Source organism: Eubacterium barkeri (assembly GCF_900107125.1).
In the GTDB taxonomy this organism is placed as follows: Bacteria; Bacillota; Clostridia; order Eubacteriales; family Eubacteriaceae; genus Eubacterium_O; species Eubacterium_O barkeri.
On record NZ_FNOU01000017.1, the window covers coordinates 38,369 to 54,479 of the forward strand.

Here is a 16,111-nt window from a genome sequence, read left to right on the forward strand (position 1 = left end):
GTTTATACCTCCGTTATTTCATAAGTAACTTTCATGGTTTGCGTTTCATTTTTTACGACGGGCGTAGACAAATTATTGATTGTGGATAAAAACATCATGGGTAGAGTGTACATTACAGAAGTTCCAGTAGTGTGACCTAAACAAATTGGACAATCTGGAGCTTGTATTGGATTTAGTAGACCATCATTCAAGATTCCCAAAAATAACCCATCGGTTGATGGACTTCGATTTAAATATTCAAAAGTTCCGTTTTTAATATTAATCAAACAATAAAAATAATCATTACTAATTGAAGTAGAACCGTCCTTATAATAGTCAGCCGCCGTAACCTTAAATAATATTTGTGATGAGTTAGGGTATGCCGATTTCACAATTGAGCAATTGGTTGCGTATAATGGAACATACAGCTCAGAAGATGTCGGATAGCTTCCTGATTTTTCAAAAGGTTCGGTAATTTGAATGAGTTCGTAATCGCTGAAATCATCAATATTAATTTTATATACAGATAGTCCTTTATATTTTCCTTCCGAGTTTTTAGAGGAATCCACATTTACGGTGTAAATGTGAATTCCGTCAGTTCCGTTAATTTGAAAATTAGATTTTAAAACAGAATCTTGTACTGCGCCGCAAGCTTGTTTCGTAATCGTCAACGTGTCCACATTTATTACAATTACATTAAGATTTTTGTTTGCGTCAATATATATAGAATATGTATTTTGGCCAATTGTTTTCCAGTACAACGGAGACGCGAAAGTTGCGACATCCGAATTTAAATTGACACTGTTTAATAAATTCTCAGAATATTTTCCAGAATATGAATTTTCATTTAATCCAAAGGTCCTTGATTTTTCTTTTTTATAATCATAAACACTTATTGCGACCGAGTTTGAACCAACTGTACACATTGCGTATATAAAATTTCCATCGGAGTTTACTCCGATTAAATAAGCATTTTTATTTTTCAGATTACTATTCGATGTTTTTGAAGAACTGTAAGGAGTTGCTTGTGATGAATTAGATTTATCATATCCAGAACCAATAATACAATAATAATAATAATAATATGTACCATAGCTGCTGCCAATATTACTACTAAGGTATACCATTGGCGCTTGCACCGGATACATTTTACCAATTGCGGAATTATGATCAGTGTCTTTATCACAGTAAGTTCCACAATATCCACCGGCAGCACTGGTTAGACAAACGCATTTTATTTGTCCATTCGCTTTGTTTGTGGAAAAATCCCACACATATTTTTTACCATTGTCCAAAGTCACGCTTTCAACTTCATTCAGAACACCGGTAAATCGATCGGTCGTATTTGTTAGTTTTTTTGCTTTTCCAATTAACGTCGTATTAGAAGGGGCGAAATAAGTATTTTTATTCTCTGATATACTTTCATCAAATAACATTAAGCCCGAAAACATACTATCTATTGGTTTTCCGACTATAGGCACAAAATCAAACTCATACTCCGCGCCAAATACATTTTGTACAAAATATTTGCTTGCGTTATTACACAAACTCGATACCGCATCTGTAACCATATTTTCATCTTCAATTTTCTGCACTTCTTCCCCGGTCGTTGCGTCAAATAATTGTATTGTCGTTTTTCCTTTTAGAGCCATTAAACCACCTCCGTGACTTTAATCTTTATTTTGTAATTATCCGCCGTTATAGTTACACCTTGCCGAATATACAATCTCAGGTTGGATATAACGCCACTTGCCACGCCACTTGCTGTGATTTCACCTTGCAAAAGTTTTGCTGTTAAAAACGCCGGGTTTCCGGTGGACGCATACGCTAATGAGATGTTAAAACTATCTGTATTCGCCCCATCAGGGACGCTTATAGTTCCGGATATGACTTCAACATCCATCTGATAAGTTTTTCCAGCATCCAGCATGGACAAACTATCCCATGCTGTTGGGCGACTTCCATCAACGGCTTCAAATCCTGGAGCAAACATAATATTTCCCATTGAGCCGGCATTGTACACACCGTTAAATAGCAATGTGCAATCTAGCAGACTTGTTATCGCCATCCCGTGGTAACTGGTTAGATTTTCTGTGTTCCAATACGGGGAGAGCAGATTATCATCGCCACCGACATAGATATAGCAGTCTGATTGCTGTGCAACCTCGATTGGTTGCATCGTTTCGACAAATATTCCACCAGCTGGCGTTTGAGTACCGGCATTAATATTTTCTGCAATCTCAACAACTTTAATGGCGGTATCCTCGCCCCCGGTAACCACAATCCGATTAAATGTTTGTGTAATATTGATTTCCGGCCACGGCGGTGTGTCAATAACCGTTCCATTTTTAACCAATAACGATAATGATGCATCCCGTTTGGCAACGGATATCTGACCTCTGGCCACCGTGACCTGGACATCGTGGGATACCGTGCCACCCTTTTGGGTAACCGGGATAAATGCCGCCGAAAATGTGTTTAGCCCTGGGTGGGGCCTTTGGTACATCCGGCATTGTGTCGTGGCATCCATACGGTAGTCAATGGTGACCAGCGGCGCATCCTGCATGGCCACGGCGGTACCCGTCACGCTCCCGGTAAGATTGCCCGTCTGGGTGCCGGATACAGCAGTGGTATCAATGACTCCCTCAAAGGTACCGTTGACCTCTCCGGTGACATCGCCAGTGATGGTGAGTGTCTCCGGTGCCGTCGGCGTAAACTCATAAGTGAGTAATATTTGCGTATCCACCCTCGTGTCATTGTCCCCTTGTACCGCCACGGCACAGATAGTTTGAGTGCTATTGGTGTAGGTGTAGTCGGCTAAGTTGTAGCCTAGGACATAGCCGATTTTGTCGCCGGTGTCCCCTGTCGCTGCATCGGAATATCCTTTGGTATAGCCTTTAGTTTGGGTCTTTGCCTTCCCACATGATACGACTTTAACGCCGATATTATCCGTAAAAGTTAGGCTGGTAATCAGCGCGATTGACTGCTTTCCCTGTTTGTCTGTAGTTTTTATTGCATCCCCGGGTCGTAAAGCTGGCTTACTTGCCACGTTAAATGTACAAGGTAGATAGCTCATAAACTTAACCCGTTTCTGGTAAATCGTGTCCAAGACCTCCGTAATCACAGATTCTTCCGCATCTTTCAAAATTGGATTATTGGATGGTACGTCCAAAGGGCAGCCATCATTCCCCGCTACGAAGCTATCCTCTACTGTTTCAAACCGGACTCCGGTAATCTCAACCAAATTTTCCTCCGGTGCGAAGGCGCTCATCTGTCCATAAGCGAAAGTATCGACAATTTTCAACACATCATACCACTTTATTTCTAGCTGACCGTCGGGATTGATTATGGCAAAGGATCCGGCGACTTCCATACACGAGGTGAGGATTACCCTGCAAGATACACCCTTGAAATCCTGTCCGCCTTTTATGGTGATTTCGCTGTTGGGGAAGGTCGGTGTAGCCAGGGTTATGTTGACTTGGTCACAAAGCACTTGGACTAAATGACCCACCGTGCAAGGGAATGTGGCGCCTAAAAACTTGACATCAAACCAAACCATGTGGTCAATGCAGTCTATATTAATACATCCCTCATTCTTTCGAACCTCCTCTATCTCAAAAATTCCAAGGTCAACGCCTTCTAATCCTCCGACTATATTCAGCTGGAGCTCCGCTCCCTTTAAAATGACTGAATCCCAATAGCCGTCAATATTATTGAGGGAAACTTTAAAGGAGGCGGCAGCAGCATACCCCAATACAATGTCATTGGTATTGCTGCTGTTCGCCGTATAGGAAGCGCCCAGTGTATTTGCCGCATTAATGAGATAGTGCTTTCCATCTACGGTCTTTATGATGGAGGAAAAATTATAGATTGTATCCATCCGCACCTCCTATTGTTCAATAAAACTGACCTTGATGGTCCACCAAAGAATGCCATGCATCAAAGTGATGCTATCACAGCTGGGATCTCCGGTATAAAAAGTCCGGGTCATATCTCCGCCGCTCATGGCATCCGGATAGGTTAACGTACCAAAAGTCCTGGCCTTGATGGCACTCAAAATCCGCGCCGTTTTGCTATCGTCACTGGTCTGCCAGGTACATTCCAGCTTCCGCTTTGGGGCAACAACTTCTTTATGCATTGTGCCATCAAGGGTTCGACCCGATTCTGCGGTGGATATTTCGTTATAAGCCCAATTGATTTTATCAGGATAAGGAAGGGCGGTGCCCTCCCAAACAAATTGTCGTGCCATGGGCACCTCCCTTCTAAATTTGAATAATCAACGGTTCGCCTGTTCGTCGGCTCTCATCATTAATACCGCGAATGATTTTGTTAATGAGGGTTTCTTCCCCGATTTTAACAATAATCTGCATCGGCTGTCTGCTCTGTTGGGATGCCCCGTCGCTACTTTGCGTGCCCTGAAACATTTTGAGGGCAGTCAATACCATCTCTAGCATTTTCTTTTCCGGCGCCACCACTTCCCCTTGTGTCTTGTTATCCCCAATCATAGCCAGTGTCGGTTGATTTGGTCCAACATAGCCGCCAGAAGCCAATTTTGGGATGGTTTTAATACTTGTTCCATAAGTTTTCCCACCGATTCCCGGTACCCACTTAGGCACAGAAACCTTCATGCTGTTCACCGCACTAATCGCTGAATTTGCGATACTGATAGCCGAATTCACCGCACTCCGAATGCTATTAACAATTCCATCAAAGGTACTTTTCACAAAATTCCCGATAGCGCCAAAGGTATTACTCCAGGCGTTTTGAAAGCCACTCTGAACATAATTGGCAACCTCACTGAGTTTGTTATGGATCAGGTCAAAAGCTGACTGTGCCACAAATTTTAAGGCATTTGCGCTGCCGCCACACTGCTCTTTAAGTTGGTCCCAAGCGGAAACCTGTTCCGGGAACATCTGGGCCATGGTGTCGTGGGCTGATTGTTTCATCCCGTTCCACTTTTCGGCCACCCAATTTTTAGTAGCCTCTGCCGCGCCACAAACATTTGTTTTTAGTTCTTGCCATTTCTGGGATACCCAGGTTCCAACCTCACTGGCCTTTTGGCAAACCCAATCCCAATTCTGGACCAAAAGCACACCGATTGCAATTACTGCAGCAATTGCAAGGACCACCAAGCCGATGGGACTGGTTAGAAAGGCCATGGCCACACCGAAAGCGGTGGTGACGGCTGTGGCGATACCCATTACTACGCCATATACCGCTTGAATGGCCATCCATGTAGCTTGTGCTAGTTTGACGATTCCAAAAGCTGTTCCTAATCCTAACACTAAATCTGTAACTACCTGTAATACTGGTTTTCCTTCATTTGCCAGCCAATTAAACAGCATTGTTAAACCATCTAAAAAATAGCCAGCAATATCAAGCACGGCAGAAAACGCAGGTGCTAAAATATTTAAAAGACCATCCGCAAAAGGTGCTATAAATTCTGTAAAAATAATTCCAGCAACTTCAAAAATTTTTGCTGCTAATCGACTAAAACCTTGGATTAAATGCTCTCCGCCGTTATTCCACACCTCGACAAGCTTTGCAGATAATGTTTCGAGTAAACCAATGACTGAGTTGACGATACTAAAAAACGTTGTCGCCACACTCTCGCCGACCTCTGCCCATACTTCCCTGAAAGCACCTGAGATATTTCGGATCAAGGCCAAAAGATTACCGATAATATTCATAATCCCCTGAATAATCTGAACACCGATATCTCCAGTCTGCCAGGCGTTCGCAAAGGATAGCGCAATGTCTCCGATTACCCCAAAAACATTGGTGAGAATCTGTAAAATCGTCGTGCAGATCCAGACGCCTGTCCCATTGTTCCACACCTGCAAAAACGCGTCTCCGATAAGCTTTATGATGGTCAGAATATTGATCAGCATGTCAAAGATCGTTTGGACCAGCTGCGTTCCGAGGTGATTGGTTTCCCAGGCAATTCTGAACGCTTCCGCAATGCTGCCGATAATATTAAAAATATTCTGTAATATCTGCAAAATCAGAATCAGAAACTTAGTGCCGGTTCCATTGGTCCAGACTTCTAAAAAGCTGCGTCCAATGGCTTTAATCAACTCCCAGACGCTGTTCAAAGCGTACTTGATCGCGTTGATGGTATTCTGGCCCTCTGCCGCCCACGCCTCCTGAAAAGGCTTGAAAAGCTGGGAAAGAATATTTTTAAATTTATCCGCCATTGCCGTGAGTGCAGCATTTGTCTGGTCCATTGGACCTGACATTTGAAATCCATCATCCGCGTCTGTATCATCTGTAATTTTGTTTGGCTTGTTTAATTCATCAAAGCTTGCCACAAAGAGTTCCTGCTGTTTCTTTGCGGCTTTCTCCGCAGCTCCACCATAAGCATCCATTGCGGCCTTGGCGGCCACGAGACTTTGAGCAGCTTGATAACTCGAGTCATAGGTTTTTCCAAAAAGTGCGCTAATGAAAGAGGCTAAGTAAGCGGATGCTTTTGCTAAAACACTCATTAAGGCATTGATAGCGGGTAAAACAGCTTGATATATTGGCATAAAAGCTACAATCAGGTTAGTTTTAATCTGATTCAAAGAGGCCGAAAACTCAGAATTTGTCTGAAGAGCCTCCCATAATGCTTTTCCTAATGCCGTAATTGCTTTTGCGATCGCTGGCAATACGATCATCCACTTGAACATTTGGCCTAAAGATCCAGAAACACCTTTCCCAAACTTGTTAACGTTAGTGCTTGAGGACTTGGCACTCCTCCCCACTTTTCTCAACATTTTAGATAAAATGTTCAGTCGTGGGTTCGCCGATTTTGTTTTTCTGTCAACTTTACCAATCTCATTCTGGGCACGATAAATCCCGCTCGAACTTTGCGCTGCTTTTGCATCCAGGTCCGCAAGCTTAAAGCCGAGTTTATCAGACTGGCCAATGAGCTTAAGCATGGAGGCTTCTGTTTTCAAAATCTGCTCATTCAGCGTGTTCTTTAGCGGCCCGTCAAAGGTATTGGCATATGAGGCTCTCAGCTGCTCCAGCTTTGTCTTCTGGGATTCGATTCTGGCGTTCACGTTATCCAGTGTTGCCGCCAGGGTCTCAATCTGGGCGTTTAAAATTTTACCGTCCATTGCCGGAGGCCCACGGATCGTCTTTACAGACGACGTGTTGCTCTGTTTCGGCGCTGCACTATCTGACGATTTAGGAAAGCTCATCTTAGGCATTTTGGGCAGTTTAAGATCTTTAAAAGCAGCCAAAGAAGTCTTGATGCCGCTTTTTAGGTTGTCGGCGACCTGCCTCATCCGGGACTTGAGCAGTCCATTAAAGCCATCAAGATTTTTTGAAAGGTTCTGCTTCATTCCTGAAAACATTCCCTTTGTGGCTTTGTCCATGGTCTTTTTCAGCGTTCCGTCCAGGCCTTTCATCCCTGCTTCCATGGAAGCCTTCAGATTGCGACTGACTATGTTGGCAAGATTATTAATCTGTTTTTCAAGATCAGCTTTTACCTCAAGGTCCAACGTAATCTTTCCTACACTTGTACCATCTTCAGCCATTTTGCCACCTCCATTATTTTTTGTACTAAAAAACCACTAGCGTATAACTAGTGGTTGATCTAGAACTATTCTATTCCCAATAATTTGTTTTTCTTAAAATTGAACTCTTCTTCCGTAATGATCCCGTCATCAAATAATTTTTTAAATTTTCTAAGCTCGTCGGCTTCGCTAGTTTGTACTATTTTACTTTCTCTCTTATCCACTGCCAAAGAATTTAAAAGTCCCGTAATTTCTTCGTTTAAATTTTTTGCGTAAATTATAGAAAATTCATAAGTTTTTGAAAGAGTGAAAAGATGGACCGTACTGCCGGTAAGGTTCTTTCTAAATTCCACATTCCTAATCTCCCTTTTGGGGACCGCTGTGAATTCTTCAACCATTAAAAATTTGTTGAAAAATATAACTCTTTCATCGGTTATTATAAACAAGAAGGGTTTACCGCCTTTTATTTTTAACGTTTTGACATTCAAATCACCCTCTGGATTAATTATAACATTCGTACCACTTAAGTATAGAACTTTCTCGGTTTCTGTTAAATGCTTCTCTAATGGTGCATACAATAATTTATAAGGCCCCTGGACAGATTTATATTTTTCTAAAGCACTCTTTATATCTTGACGCATACGCTCACCACCCTTAACTTTGATATTTTTAGTATATATCAGCCAAAGGCGTTCCGCAACATTTCCTGGATTTCTGCGTTGTCTTTTTCTTTTTCAGCATTGCTCATGTCCTCAACCGCGCTGTGCTGCGCACGCCAGTCGTTGCGGATCCGATGCTGTTCCGGTGTGAAGTATTTCAGGATTTCCTTGTTTTCTTCGCAGCGGATGCTGACGATCTGGCCGAGTGGTGTTTCGGGGAGGATGCCCTGGAGCAGATTGGCAAACTCACTCCAGGACATGTCGGGTTCTTCCCGCAACCGGATGCCGTACTGGGCGGCAAAGCTGGCTTCGATCAGGGGCCAGTCCTCAAAAATGTCATACCATTTTGAGCACTTCGGCTTCCGGGTTTTCCCGAAACTTTCCGGCCTGTTCGGCCACCTCTTTCTCAATCTTTTCCAGATCTTCGTCCTGAATGGCAGCCATAATGACTGTAGACAGACCCATGTAGGTATTGAAATCCAGGTCAAGGGTTTCGATGTACTTGCAGGCTTCCTCGCCGAGTGCAATCTTCAGAATCTTATCAGTGATCTCAAAAGACTCGGTATAGCTGGTGTCTTTTTGATTCTGGTCTTCCACCAGAGCCATGATGGACAGAACGGCGGCCCGGCTGGTATTGATCTTGAACTCGTGGTCTTGATCGATCACCAGAGTGGGGCGTTGAGTGCCTGCGTTAATCTTGTTGACAATATCGTATTTTCTTCCCATAGCTCATTTCTCCTATTCTTTTGGGGCTGGCGTATAGGTTGGTTTGCCATCCCCAATCATATCAAATTCCAGGGGCGCTACGTTGGTGGAATCCGCGCCCTCAATCGTTTTAACATCCAGGACGGCGTTAAAGACCAATTTTGCCCCATCCGGGAATTCAATCTGTGCCTTTGTGCTGCAGTCCAATCCATCTTTCCAAGCCGCCGCTGCCACATAATCGTTCCCGGGATCTCCGACATCACGCTTCCCTTTTAAGCTGATGCTAAAGGATTTACCGGTCATCAGGGCACTGGCCCATCCATCGTTTTCCATGGAGGTCCAGTCTTCGACATTTCCATCCACAGTGATTTCGAAGGTCTCCATATTTTTGACCACAACCATTGCTGCCTCTTCGCTGGCCAGACCGCTGGTTCCAACTTTAAATTTTAATTTATATACTGGGTGTACCATATCATTCTACCTTTCATAATAAATCACGGCACCCAATACAAACTCATAGATGCCGTTTTCGTCCACACCGGCATACACCGGGCAACTCGTATTCAAATCAATTTTAATCACACGCTTCCCACCGATTTCAGGGTTTTGTCCATATAAGGCGTTGTAAACCGCCTGGGCTTTTTCTTCGGCGTCTGTGGGTGCATCCCCCCAGTGGATGAGGATTTCAACCCCCAGCTTATTGTAAGTGGTGTTTTCTACTCCACCAATGGCTATAGGGACCGGCTTTGGCTGTGACCTGGCCGGATAGACACCAATGCACTGGTCCTTTTTGCCGTCGATACGGCCGACATACCAGTTCGGGCAGTCTACAACGGATTTTAAATAATTTTTGATATCTTTGATCATCATTTGACAAGCCCTCCCGCATTCTTCTTAAAATAAATTTTTTGCGCTTCTAAAGCGATTCCCTCTTTCGGGTACCCCACTTGGTAATCGTCCATCCATCGGCCCCGGGCATTTGGGTTTTTATCCTGACGGAAATTGTACTCAGGATGGAAATAGAGTCGCCTGGCATATGGCGTGTCAAAGACGATATGGGCAGTCTGGCCATCCACCTTGACATATCCGCTTCCCTCCAAGGTACCCACATCAAAGGGAACGATCTGGGAGGCGATAACATCACTGTAAATCGCTTCGGCCGCCATTTCTAAGGCCTTTGTCCAGGCGCCTTCTAATTGCCTGATTTTCCCGGAGTACAGTTCGATTTTTACTTTAGCTTTCATCCGCTTAAGTCCAACTCTGTGCTGAACACAGAACCATCAGGATTTCGAATTCGAGCAGCGTTGTAAATAAATTTTTTATCCGGGCCGACTTCTACATACCCTTCAAGCAATTGCCCCGGATAAATATCGCCTTTTGCGATAATTTTTCCACTGAGAGTAACCAAGCGTCGCTGGGCATCCAACACCGACCTGGATTTTTCGTCGTAAATAGCTTTTCCGTCATAAAGTAAAATCTCGCTGGATTCACCATCTTCGTTGATCGTGCTTTGCACAATTCTCACCGATGTGTTTAATAAAAAATCTGGAAAGGGTAAAGGCTGTGGCATTATAACCTCCTGGCAACCAGCCCGGTCTTTTGCAGATACCCGTAGGCTTCTCTGGAGGTCTGTACGCCATTATAATTGACAACAGCATCCGAATTAAAACTTACGGAAAGACTGCCCGCAGAATAACCGGACAGGGGAGAATTGAAATAGGTCCCGTATTCCTCCGTAAAGTCGGCATGAGCACAGACAGCTATTTTGACCTGTTCCTGCTGGAAATCCGTCAGATTGTCGAATCCCCGACCAACAATCCGATTGAATGTGAGTACATCCACCTGGTCGGAGGCCCGATCAAGCTTTACCGCCATATCATCCCCGATTAATACGGTACCTCGATACGTTTCGGTATAATAATTTACATCGACATAAGCCATTATGACGCCGCAGGCTTCTCTTTGGCCTTTGCTTTCTTCAAGTCTTTTTCCAAAACATAGCCATGCCGCTGGAACCATTCAAGGGCAATGGGATTTTCAGTCTCCCCGACGCCCTGGGAAAAGCAAACGCCGGCAGAGATACCAGCGTAGCTTTCATTAGGTGCAAAAATCTTCATGTTCCACCGCCTATTTCACTTTAATTTTGCGAAAGACACCCGCCGCCTTAGAGGCTTTTAATGCAATGGCAGATACCATTTCAACCTCACCTTTCTTCACAGCGCCGGCGCTGCTAAAGTCTGGCAGCCAAGTTTTCACCGGAGATTGCCCAGCCATAGAAACACCGTGGAGACCATCCAGCGCTAATCGCGCGGCATAAAGGGAGGTGTGGCCCAAGGTTGCAGTTTCAGTGTCAATGGGTACTACGGGGGCGTTAGAACCTGATTTTGCACCTAAATCAACAAAGGGGATACCATTGTAGGATTCAACCTGCGATCCAAAATCATTTTTAGTGGTCTGGTAAACCCCAGAACGTCGGGCACAAGCCCGCAGTACCGAGATCATCCGAGTATTCCCGCCAATAAAAGACGGAGTTCCATCTAATCCAGTGAGGAATTCATCCAGCATATCCAGGAATGCCACATAATTGGTGGTAATGTTGGCGCTGGTGCTTAAATCAATGGCAGCGTCTCCGCTGGCCGCGTTGAATTCCGTGGAAGACCCAGTTAATGCTTTATCCAAACCATCAAATGCCTTGGATTCCACCGCACTATCCCCATTGATGAAAGTTTGGTTAAAGAGCGCATTAGCGGCCTTCACCTTCTGTTTGATCTGCAAATCCACTTCGCTGACAATCCCACCCATATTGGCAATGATCCGGTCAATCTCAAAGGAACCGCCGAAGACCTTCAGGTCAACGCTGTGGCGTTCTTTTTCGACCGTGGATGGTGTGTACTCCGTATTAACGTCACGGAACGCGGCCTGAGGTTGAGTTTTAAGACGGGTGTAGCTGTAGGTCAAGGTGGCACCGCCGCCCGTCGGTGAAACTGCATCGTCAAAATCCAGATGATCCAAAATAAAGCTGGATTTCCGAAATTCATCAATAACCCCCATTTGGAGGTCATCCTGTACATTTTTCTTTGCTTCTGCTAATGTAATTGGCATAATTGTTATCCTTTCTGATTAACCTTGTTTATAATGTTCGGCGATGGCATCCTTGATGGATTTTTGAGCAGGGGCCGTTTGACTCCCTTTACCATCGCCTCCAAATTGAAAACCCGCCTGTGGATTCTGATTTGAGTCTTCTTCTTTGAAGAGAAAAGTCTTACTTTCTTTTAGCGCTTTTACCTGTTCGTCAATCCCAGTGATGCTACCATCTGCAGATAAAATAATTTTATCCGTATCCAGCAGAGAAGCTACTAAATCTACATCCTGAGCCGTTTCTGAAATAGCTAACTTGACCGCATTGGTGATGGCCAGTTCCCTGATTTGTTTCTGGTAGTCTTCATCCTTTTTCTGATTGTCGCCCTGGAGAACTTCAATTTGCTGTTTTAGGGCTTCATTGTCTCCAGCATTCTTTTTCAGCTCATCCAGCTGACCATCCCGGTCCTTTAGGTCCTTTTCTAGTTGCTTTTTCGCAGTATTTACTTCCTCAAAGCGGTTTTTGGGGATATAGCCTTCCAATTCCTTCTTAGATGCTTCAGCGGCTTTTTTTGCTACCGCTTCATCCAAGCCAAGGGCTCTAAATTCTTCTGTATTCATGATTATTCTCCTTGCATCTTCATTTGTTATCCCGGTCTTGCCCGGTGATGGCTTGTTCTTTTTCGTCTGCAATACCAAAAAGACGGCATAAAAAAAGACCCAACAGGTCCCTGCCATTCATTTATTTTCTTCCTTTTTTCTTTTTCTTGCCGCAGGCCATGGTAAACACCTCCTTTCTAGCAAAATAAAAACACCCATACCTTTGGCACAGATGTTTCTATTTTTCACTTTCTAAAAATTCTATTTTTCCTTCTGCCAGTAACTTCTCCATATCCTGGTCAAATTGTTTCTGAGAAGCTTCTTCCTCTGTTGTTAGCTTCTTCCGACCAACAACAATTGCTTTCGGGTCTTCCTCAAAACGTGAATCATTGTAAGATTGTTTCTCATTCATTGGACTCCTCCATCACTATAAAGGGCTTACCTTCTTCGGTATAGACATCGATAACTTTAAAAAGCTGCCCATGTTTATATAATACTTCTTTTTCCTCAGGATTAAAAGCCCCAAGGTCCGCACCAGATGAAACGTTTAAGATTTTTATTCGCAAACTATCATCCGGGTTATAAATTGTTTTGGACGCTGATGTGTACGCAGGATACCGAACGGTTTGTCCAATTCGATGTGATTCTAAAAATGCTGTAAAATCCTCCTGATTATAGAACGTGACTGAACGATAGAGCGTTCCGTTATATTTAGGAAGTTTATTAATGGCACCATCGAGATGCGCCACAAAGTTTATCTCCGTTTTTGAAAGGGGCTCTCCACTTCTTAACGCCTCATTGATTTTATAGGACTCCGAACTAATATAGCGCTTAACAGCTCCAGTTTCTGCCGCCGACAATTGCGGTGCCAATATTTTCTGCTTTATCTTTAGATTATTAGCATTAGATAGACGGTTCTTTTCTCTGTTATACTGCCGTCGCAGTTCTGGATGTTCTTCCAAATGTTTTCGCATCTGGCTTTGGCTGCGTTTCAAATTCATCGTTGCTTTGCTGTATTGCTCAGGGTCAAGAGCACCTGCTTGCATCCGCTTCCAGCGACGGATTTGACCTTCAATCCGGCGCTGCCTTTGCTCCGCAGAATAATTCTGTTTAATGATACTATCCTCGGGAATTTCTGGAATCTGGGTTATCCCTTGGAAATAGGTTGCCAGATGATGCCGGCAATTAGGGTGCAGCAGGCCTGCCGCGATAGCCTCAGAAACCAAGGGATAGCCCATTTCTTCCGCTTCCTCTTTGGTGCCACTGCTGAACACATCGTCAATAAGTTTCCTTCCCTGCCATGGTCGGCATAATTCACAAGTGCTGGCATGCGCCGACACAAAGACGGTATGGATGCCCATCTCGTCACGTTTTTTACCTTCGCCCATTAGCATAGCCCGATGATTTGCCGTTCGGATGGCCATCTCAGCGTAACTGGCAATGCTGATGTTATGGCCATTTCTATACCGGATGCTCTGGATACCTTTAGTCAGAAAATCCATGGTGGCCATATCAATGGCCTGATCCAGTGTCTTCGCGCCAGCAGCAACGCTCATTTGCGCTTTATAGACGGTCTGCCGATAGATATCATCCATTTTTCGTAAAGTCGAATTTTCAACCTTTGCAAAATCAGAGGTAACACTATCAACCAAGGCCATGAGCTTCTTATCATTCGTACCAAAAAAATCTTTCTCTTTGGGGATCTTAGTGATGGCCCTCACCCTCCCGGGTGTTTTGGGCTTAATGTCCCGCGGCAGCGCAATAGCACCACCTGATTGTGATTGTCCCAGCCGATGTTTGGCCGACTGCCATACCTTTCCGAACAGTCGCACTCCACGATTCCACGCATCAACTAAGCGACTCCGAATGTTTTGTTTGATTAATGGGCGGTACGCATTCATGATTTCCCGGTTCTCTCGTTGATACGCCCGAAGGCCCCGTAATTTCGCTGCTTGCCACATTTCCCATCTAAAGCCTTCCTCAATTTCCTGATTTTTATGGCTTTTAAGATTCCTCTTCATGGAGGCGATCAGCTGCAATTCCAGCTCTTCAAAGATTTCTCGGATATCATAAGCATTCTTTTTCTCATCCATCGCTATTCAACTGCCGATTCAGACCATCCTCACCAGCGACAGCGGGCTCTTCCACAACATCCAGCCCCTGTTCGGCCCTCAGTCTATTGGTTTCCTCCTGCTTCTCCTCATCAGTTAAGCTATCACCGTAGAGCTTGGCTACGCACTGTTCAATGGACATCACGCCATAAGTCTTTGCTTTTCCAACCGTCTCTACAGTACTGTCGAAGTCTGGGGCGGCGTATTCCCCAAAGGTCACCGTTGCATCAACTGTCTGTAGAGCTCGCTTATGCAATGTATCCTCCGCCATTAACGCGGTGCGCACTACCTGTGGGATAACCTTCTCCAGTACATCAACAATTTTCCCTCTCGTGTAGGAGGTCGTCTTCTCCTTTTCGCGCTGGGCTTCAGCATTGTCTGTCTTTTTCAGGTCAATCCCCAAGGTGCTTGGACTAATAATACCTTGGAGGCACATATCTAGATTACTGGCATAGGTTTCGCAATAAGCCTGATAATTGATATCCGGCTGGGTTAAATTGATAGCGCCTTTATCATCCTCATGCATCCCACTTTCAATCATAATGAATTTGTTATCGAAGGAATTTGGCTTCATCACCTCGCCGGTATATTCATTCGTTGGCAGCAAATCCCTTGGGATGTATTTTAAGACCCGACCGTCCCGTACCGCATCTGCCCATTGGCTGAGCGTTTCGTCAAGGACATCAAAATCATCAGATTTTGTGTCAAAAATACTCTTCCCGCGGTCATTCCACTTGGGTGATTTAAAAAAGAGGATTGGTACGGCTAACATGAAGTTCCCTTCAAAGGTGACATCTGCCACCCCCTCTAAGTCCGGAATTATTGACATGGAAACATATTTTCCAGCTTCGTCCACAAGGGAGTTTTTGATATATCCCCGACCAAAAGCTTCAATCAATTGATAATCCTTTGACCCAACGGAATAATTCGTCTTAAATTTCACCTCCTGGATTCGTCCCCGCCGAACCGTATATTCGACTTCCTCCCCAGCGTAAAACTCAATAATGGGATAGGGGCTTATGGCGGTATCAAAGGTGATTTTAAAAGCACCATCACCACAAACGAGGGTATCTGCGATGGCTTGGCTGAGTATATCATCAAATTTATTATCCAACGCAATGTCATCCCATCGCTTCTGCAATTCCTTGGTTTCTGGCAGCTCTATTTTTTCCAAGTCTGCCATAATGATATCTGATAAACGGTCGACCATTTGGGATGGCAAACCTGAATGGAATTTACGAACCGTGTTCCCAGCAGATGGAACAGATGCCCAGAACCGGGATTCTGAGACGCTATCATCCGCTGTTTTTTTAAAGAACTGTTCCAGTTCAGATGGATCCCCGCGATACCAAATCCGATTTCGCAGAACATTTCCTTCAAAGGTCAGCGGCTCAGTGATTACAACTGTTTTACTCCTTGCCGGTTCAATTTTCAAGAGCCGAATGGCCGCATGTGTTAGCATGTTCTTTATCCACCC

At 44.4% G+C, this 16,111-nt stretch carries 18 protein-coding genes; all 18 read right to left on the reverse strand.

Going from position 1 to position 16,111, the window contains the following annotated elements:
* Positions 1–2 precede the first annotated feature (2 nt).
* A complete protein-coding gene (locus BLU30_RS10135; RefSeq protein WP_090246054.1) occupies positions 3–1,631 on the reverse strand; it encodes a hypothetical protein in 1,629 nt (542 codons plus the stop codon).
* A complete protein-coding gene (locus tag BLU30_RS10140; protein WP_090246056.1) occupies positions 1,631–3,859 on the reverse strand; it encodes a hypothetical protein in 2,229 nt (742 codons plus the stop codon). Before BLU30_RS10140 ends, BLU30_RS10135 begins: the two co-directional genes overlap by 1 nt.
* A gap of 9 nt (positions 3,860–3,868) precedes the next feature.
* On the reverse strand, positions 3,869–4,228 hold the full coding sequence (locus tag BLU30_RS10145; protein WP_090246058.1) for a hypothetical protein: 360 nt from the start codon (positions 4,226–4,228) through the stop codon (positions 3,869–3,871).
* A gap of 13 nt (positions 4,229–4,241) precedes the next feature.
* Positions 4,242–7,502 (reverse strand): hypothetical protein, encoded by a 3,261-nt coding sequence (locus BLU30_RS10150; RefSeq protein WP_090246060.1) that lies wholly within the window; start codon positions 7,500–7,502, stop codon positions 4,242–4,244.
* Positions 7,503–7,567: 65 nt separating this feature from the next.
* Entirely contained in the window at positions 7,568–8,122 is a 555-nt protein-coding gene (locus BLU30_RS14540) for an SHOCT domain-containing protein (protein WP_090246141.1), read from the reverse strand.
* Positions 8,123–8,160: 38 nt separating this feature from the next.
* A complete protein-coding gene (locus tag BLU30_RS10160) occupies positions 8,161–8,475 on the reverse strand; it encodes a Gp15 family bacteriophage protein (protein WP_479691032.1) in 315 nt (104 codons plus the stop codon).
* Between the two features lies 1 nt (position 8,476).
* Entirely contained in the window at positions 8,477–8,866 is a 390-nt protein-coding gene (locus tag BLU30_RS10165) for a hypothetical protein (protein WP_090246064.1), read from the reverse strand.
* Between the two features lie 12 nt (positions 8,867–8,878).
* Complete coding sequence (locus BLU30_RS10170) at positions 8,879–9,316, reverse strand: phage tail tube protein (RefSeq protein ID WP_090246066.1); 438 nt, start codon at positions 9,314–9,316, stop codon at positions 8,879–8,881.
* A 6-nt stretch (positions 9,317–9,322) separates the two neighbouring features.
* A complete protein-coding gene (locus tag BLU30_RS10175) occupies positions 9,323–9,715 on the reverse strand; it encodes a minor capsid protein (protein ID WP_090246068.1) in 393 nt (130 codons plus the stop codon).
* Complete coding sequence (locus BLU30_RS10180; protein ID WP_090246070.1) at positions 9,712–10,089, reverse strand: minor capsid protein; 378 nt, start codon at positions 10,087–10,089, stop codon at positions 9,712–9,714. The genes BLU30_RS10175 and BLU30_RS10180 overlap by 4 nt, the downstream gene beginning before the upstream one ends.
* Positions 10,086–10,415 carry a hypothetical protein gene (locus BLU30_RS10185; protein ID WP_090246072.1) on the reverse strand — a complete coding sequence of 110 codons (330 nt, stop codon included), beginning with the start codon at positions 10,413–10,415 and terminating at the stop codon, positions 10,086–10,088. Before BLU30_RS10185 ends, BLU30_RS10180 begins: the two co-directional genes overlap by 4 nt.
* Positions 10,415–10,786: a head-tail connector protein gene (locus BLU30_RS10190; protein WP_090246074.1), complete on the reverse strand. Its 372-nt coding sequence runs from the start codon at positions 10,784–10,786 to the stop codon at positions 10,415–10,417. The genes BLU30_RS10185 and BLU30_RS10190 overlap by 1 nt, the downstream gene beginning before the upstream one ends.
* Positions 10,786–10,962: a hypothetical protein gene (locus tag BLU30_RS14245; protein ID WP_176770899.1), complete on the reverse strand. Its 177-nt coding sequence runs from the start codon at positions 10,960–10,962 to the stop codon at positions 10,786–10,788. The genes BLU30_RS10190 and BLU30_RS14245 overlap by 1 nt, the downstream gene beginning before the upstream one ends.
* A 10-nt stretch (positions 10,963–10,972) precedes the next feature.
* Positions 10,973–11,947, reverse strand: a complete 975-nt coding sequence (locus tag BLU30_RS10195) for a major capsid protein (protein ID WP_090246076.1) — start codon at positions 11,945–11,947, stop codon at positions 10,973–10,975.
* Positions 11,948–11,965: 18 nt separating this feature from the next.
* Positions 11,966–12,544, reverse strand: coding sequence for a phage scaffolding protein (locus tag BLU30_RS10200; RefSeq protein ID WP_090246078.1), 579 nt, complete (start codon positions 12,542–12,544; stop codon positions 11,966–11,968).
* A 217-nt stretch (positions 12,545–12,761) separates the two neighbouring features.
* Entirely contained in the window at positions 12,762–12,935 is a 174-nt protein-coding gene (locus tag BLU30_RS14250; protein ID WP_176770900.1) for a hypothetical protein, read from the reverse strand.
* Positions 12,928–14,616, reverse strand: a complete 1,689-nt coding sequence (locus BLU30_RS10205) for a phage minor capsid protein (protein WP_090246080.1) — start codon at positions 14,614–14,616, stop codon at positions 12,928–12,930. The genes BLU30_RS14250 and BLU30_RS10205 overlap by 8 nt, the downstream gene beginning before the upstream one ends.
* Positions 14,609–16,096, reverse strand: coding sequence for a capsid protein (locus tag BLU30_RS10210; RefSeq protein ID WP_242873564.1), 1,488 nt, complete (start codon positions 16,094–16,096; stop codon positions 14,609–14,611). The genes BLU30_RS10205 and BLU30_RS10210 overlap by 8 nt, the downstream gene beginning before the upstream one ends.
* Between the last annotated feature and the right edge of the window lie 15 nt (positions 16,097–16,111).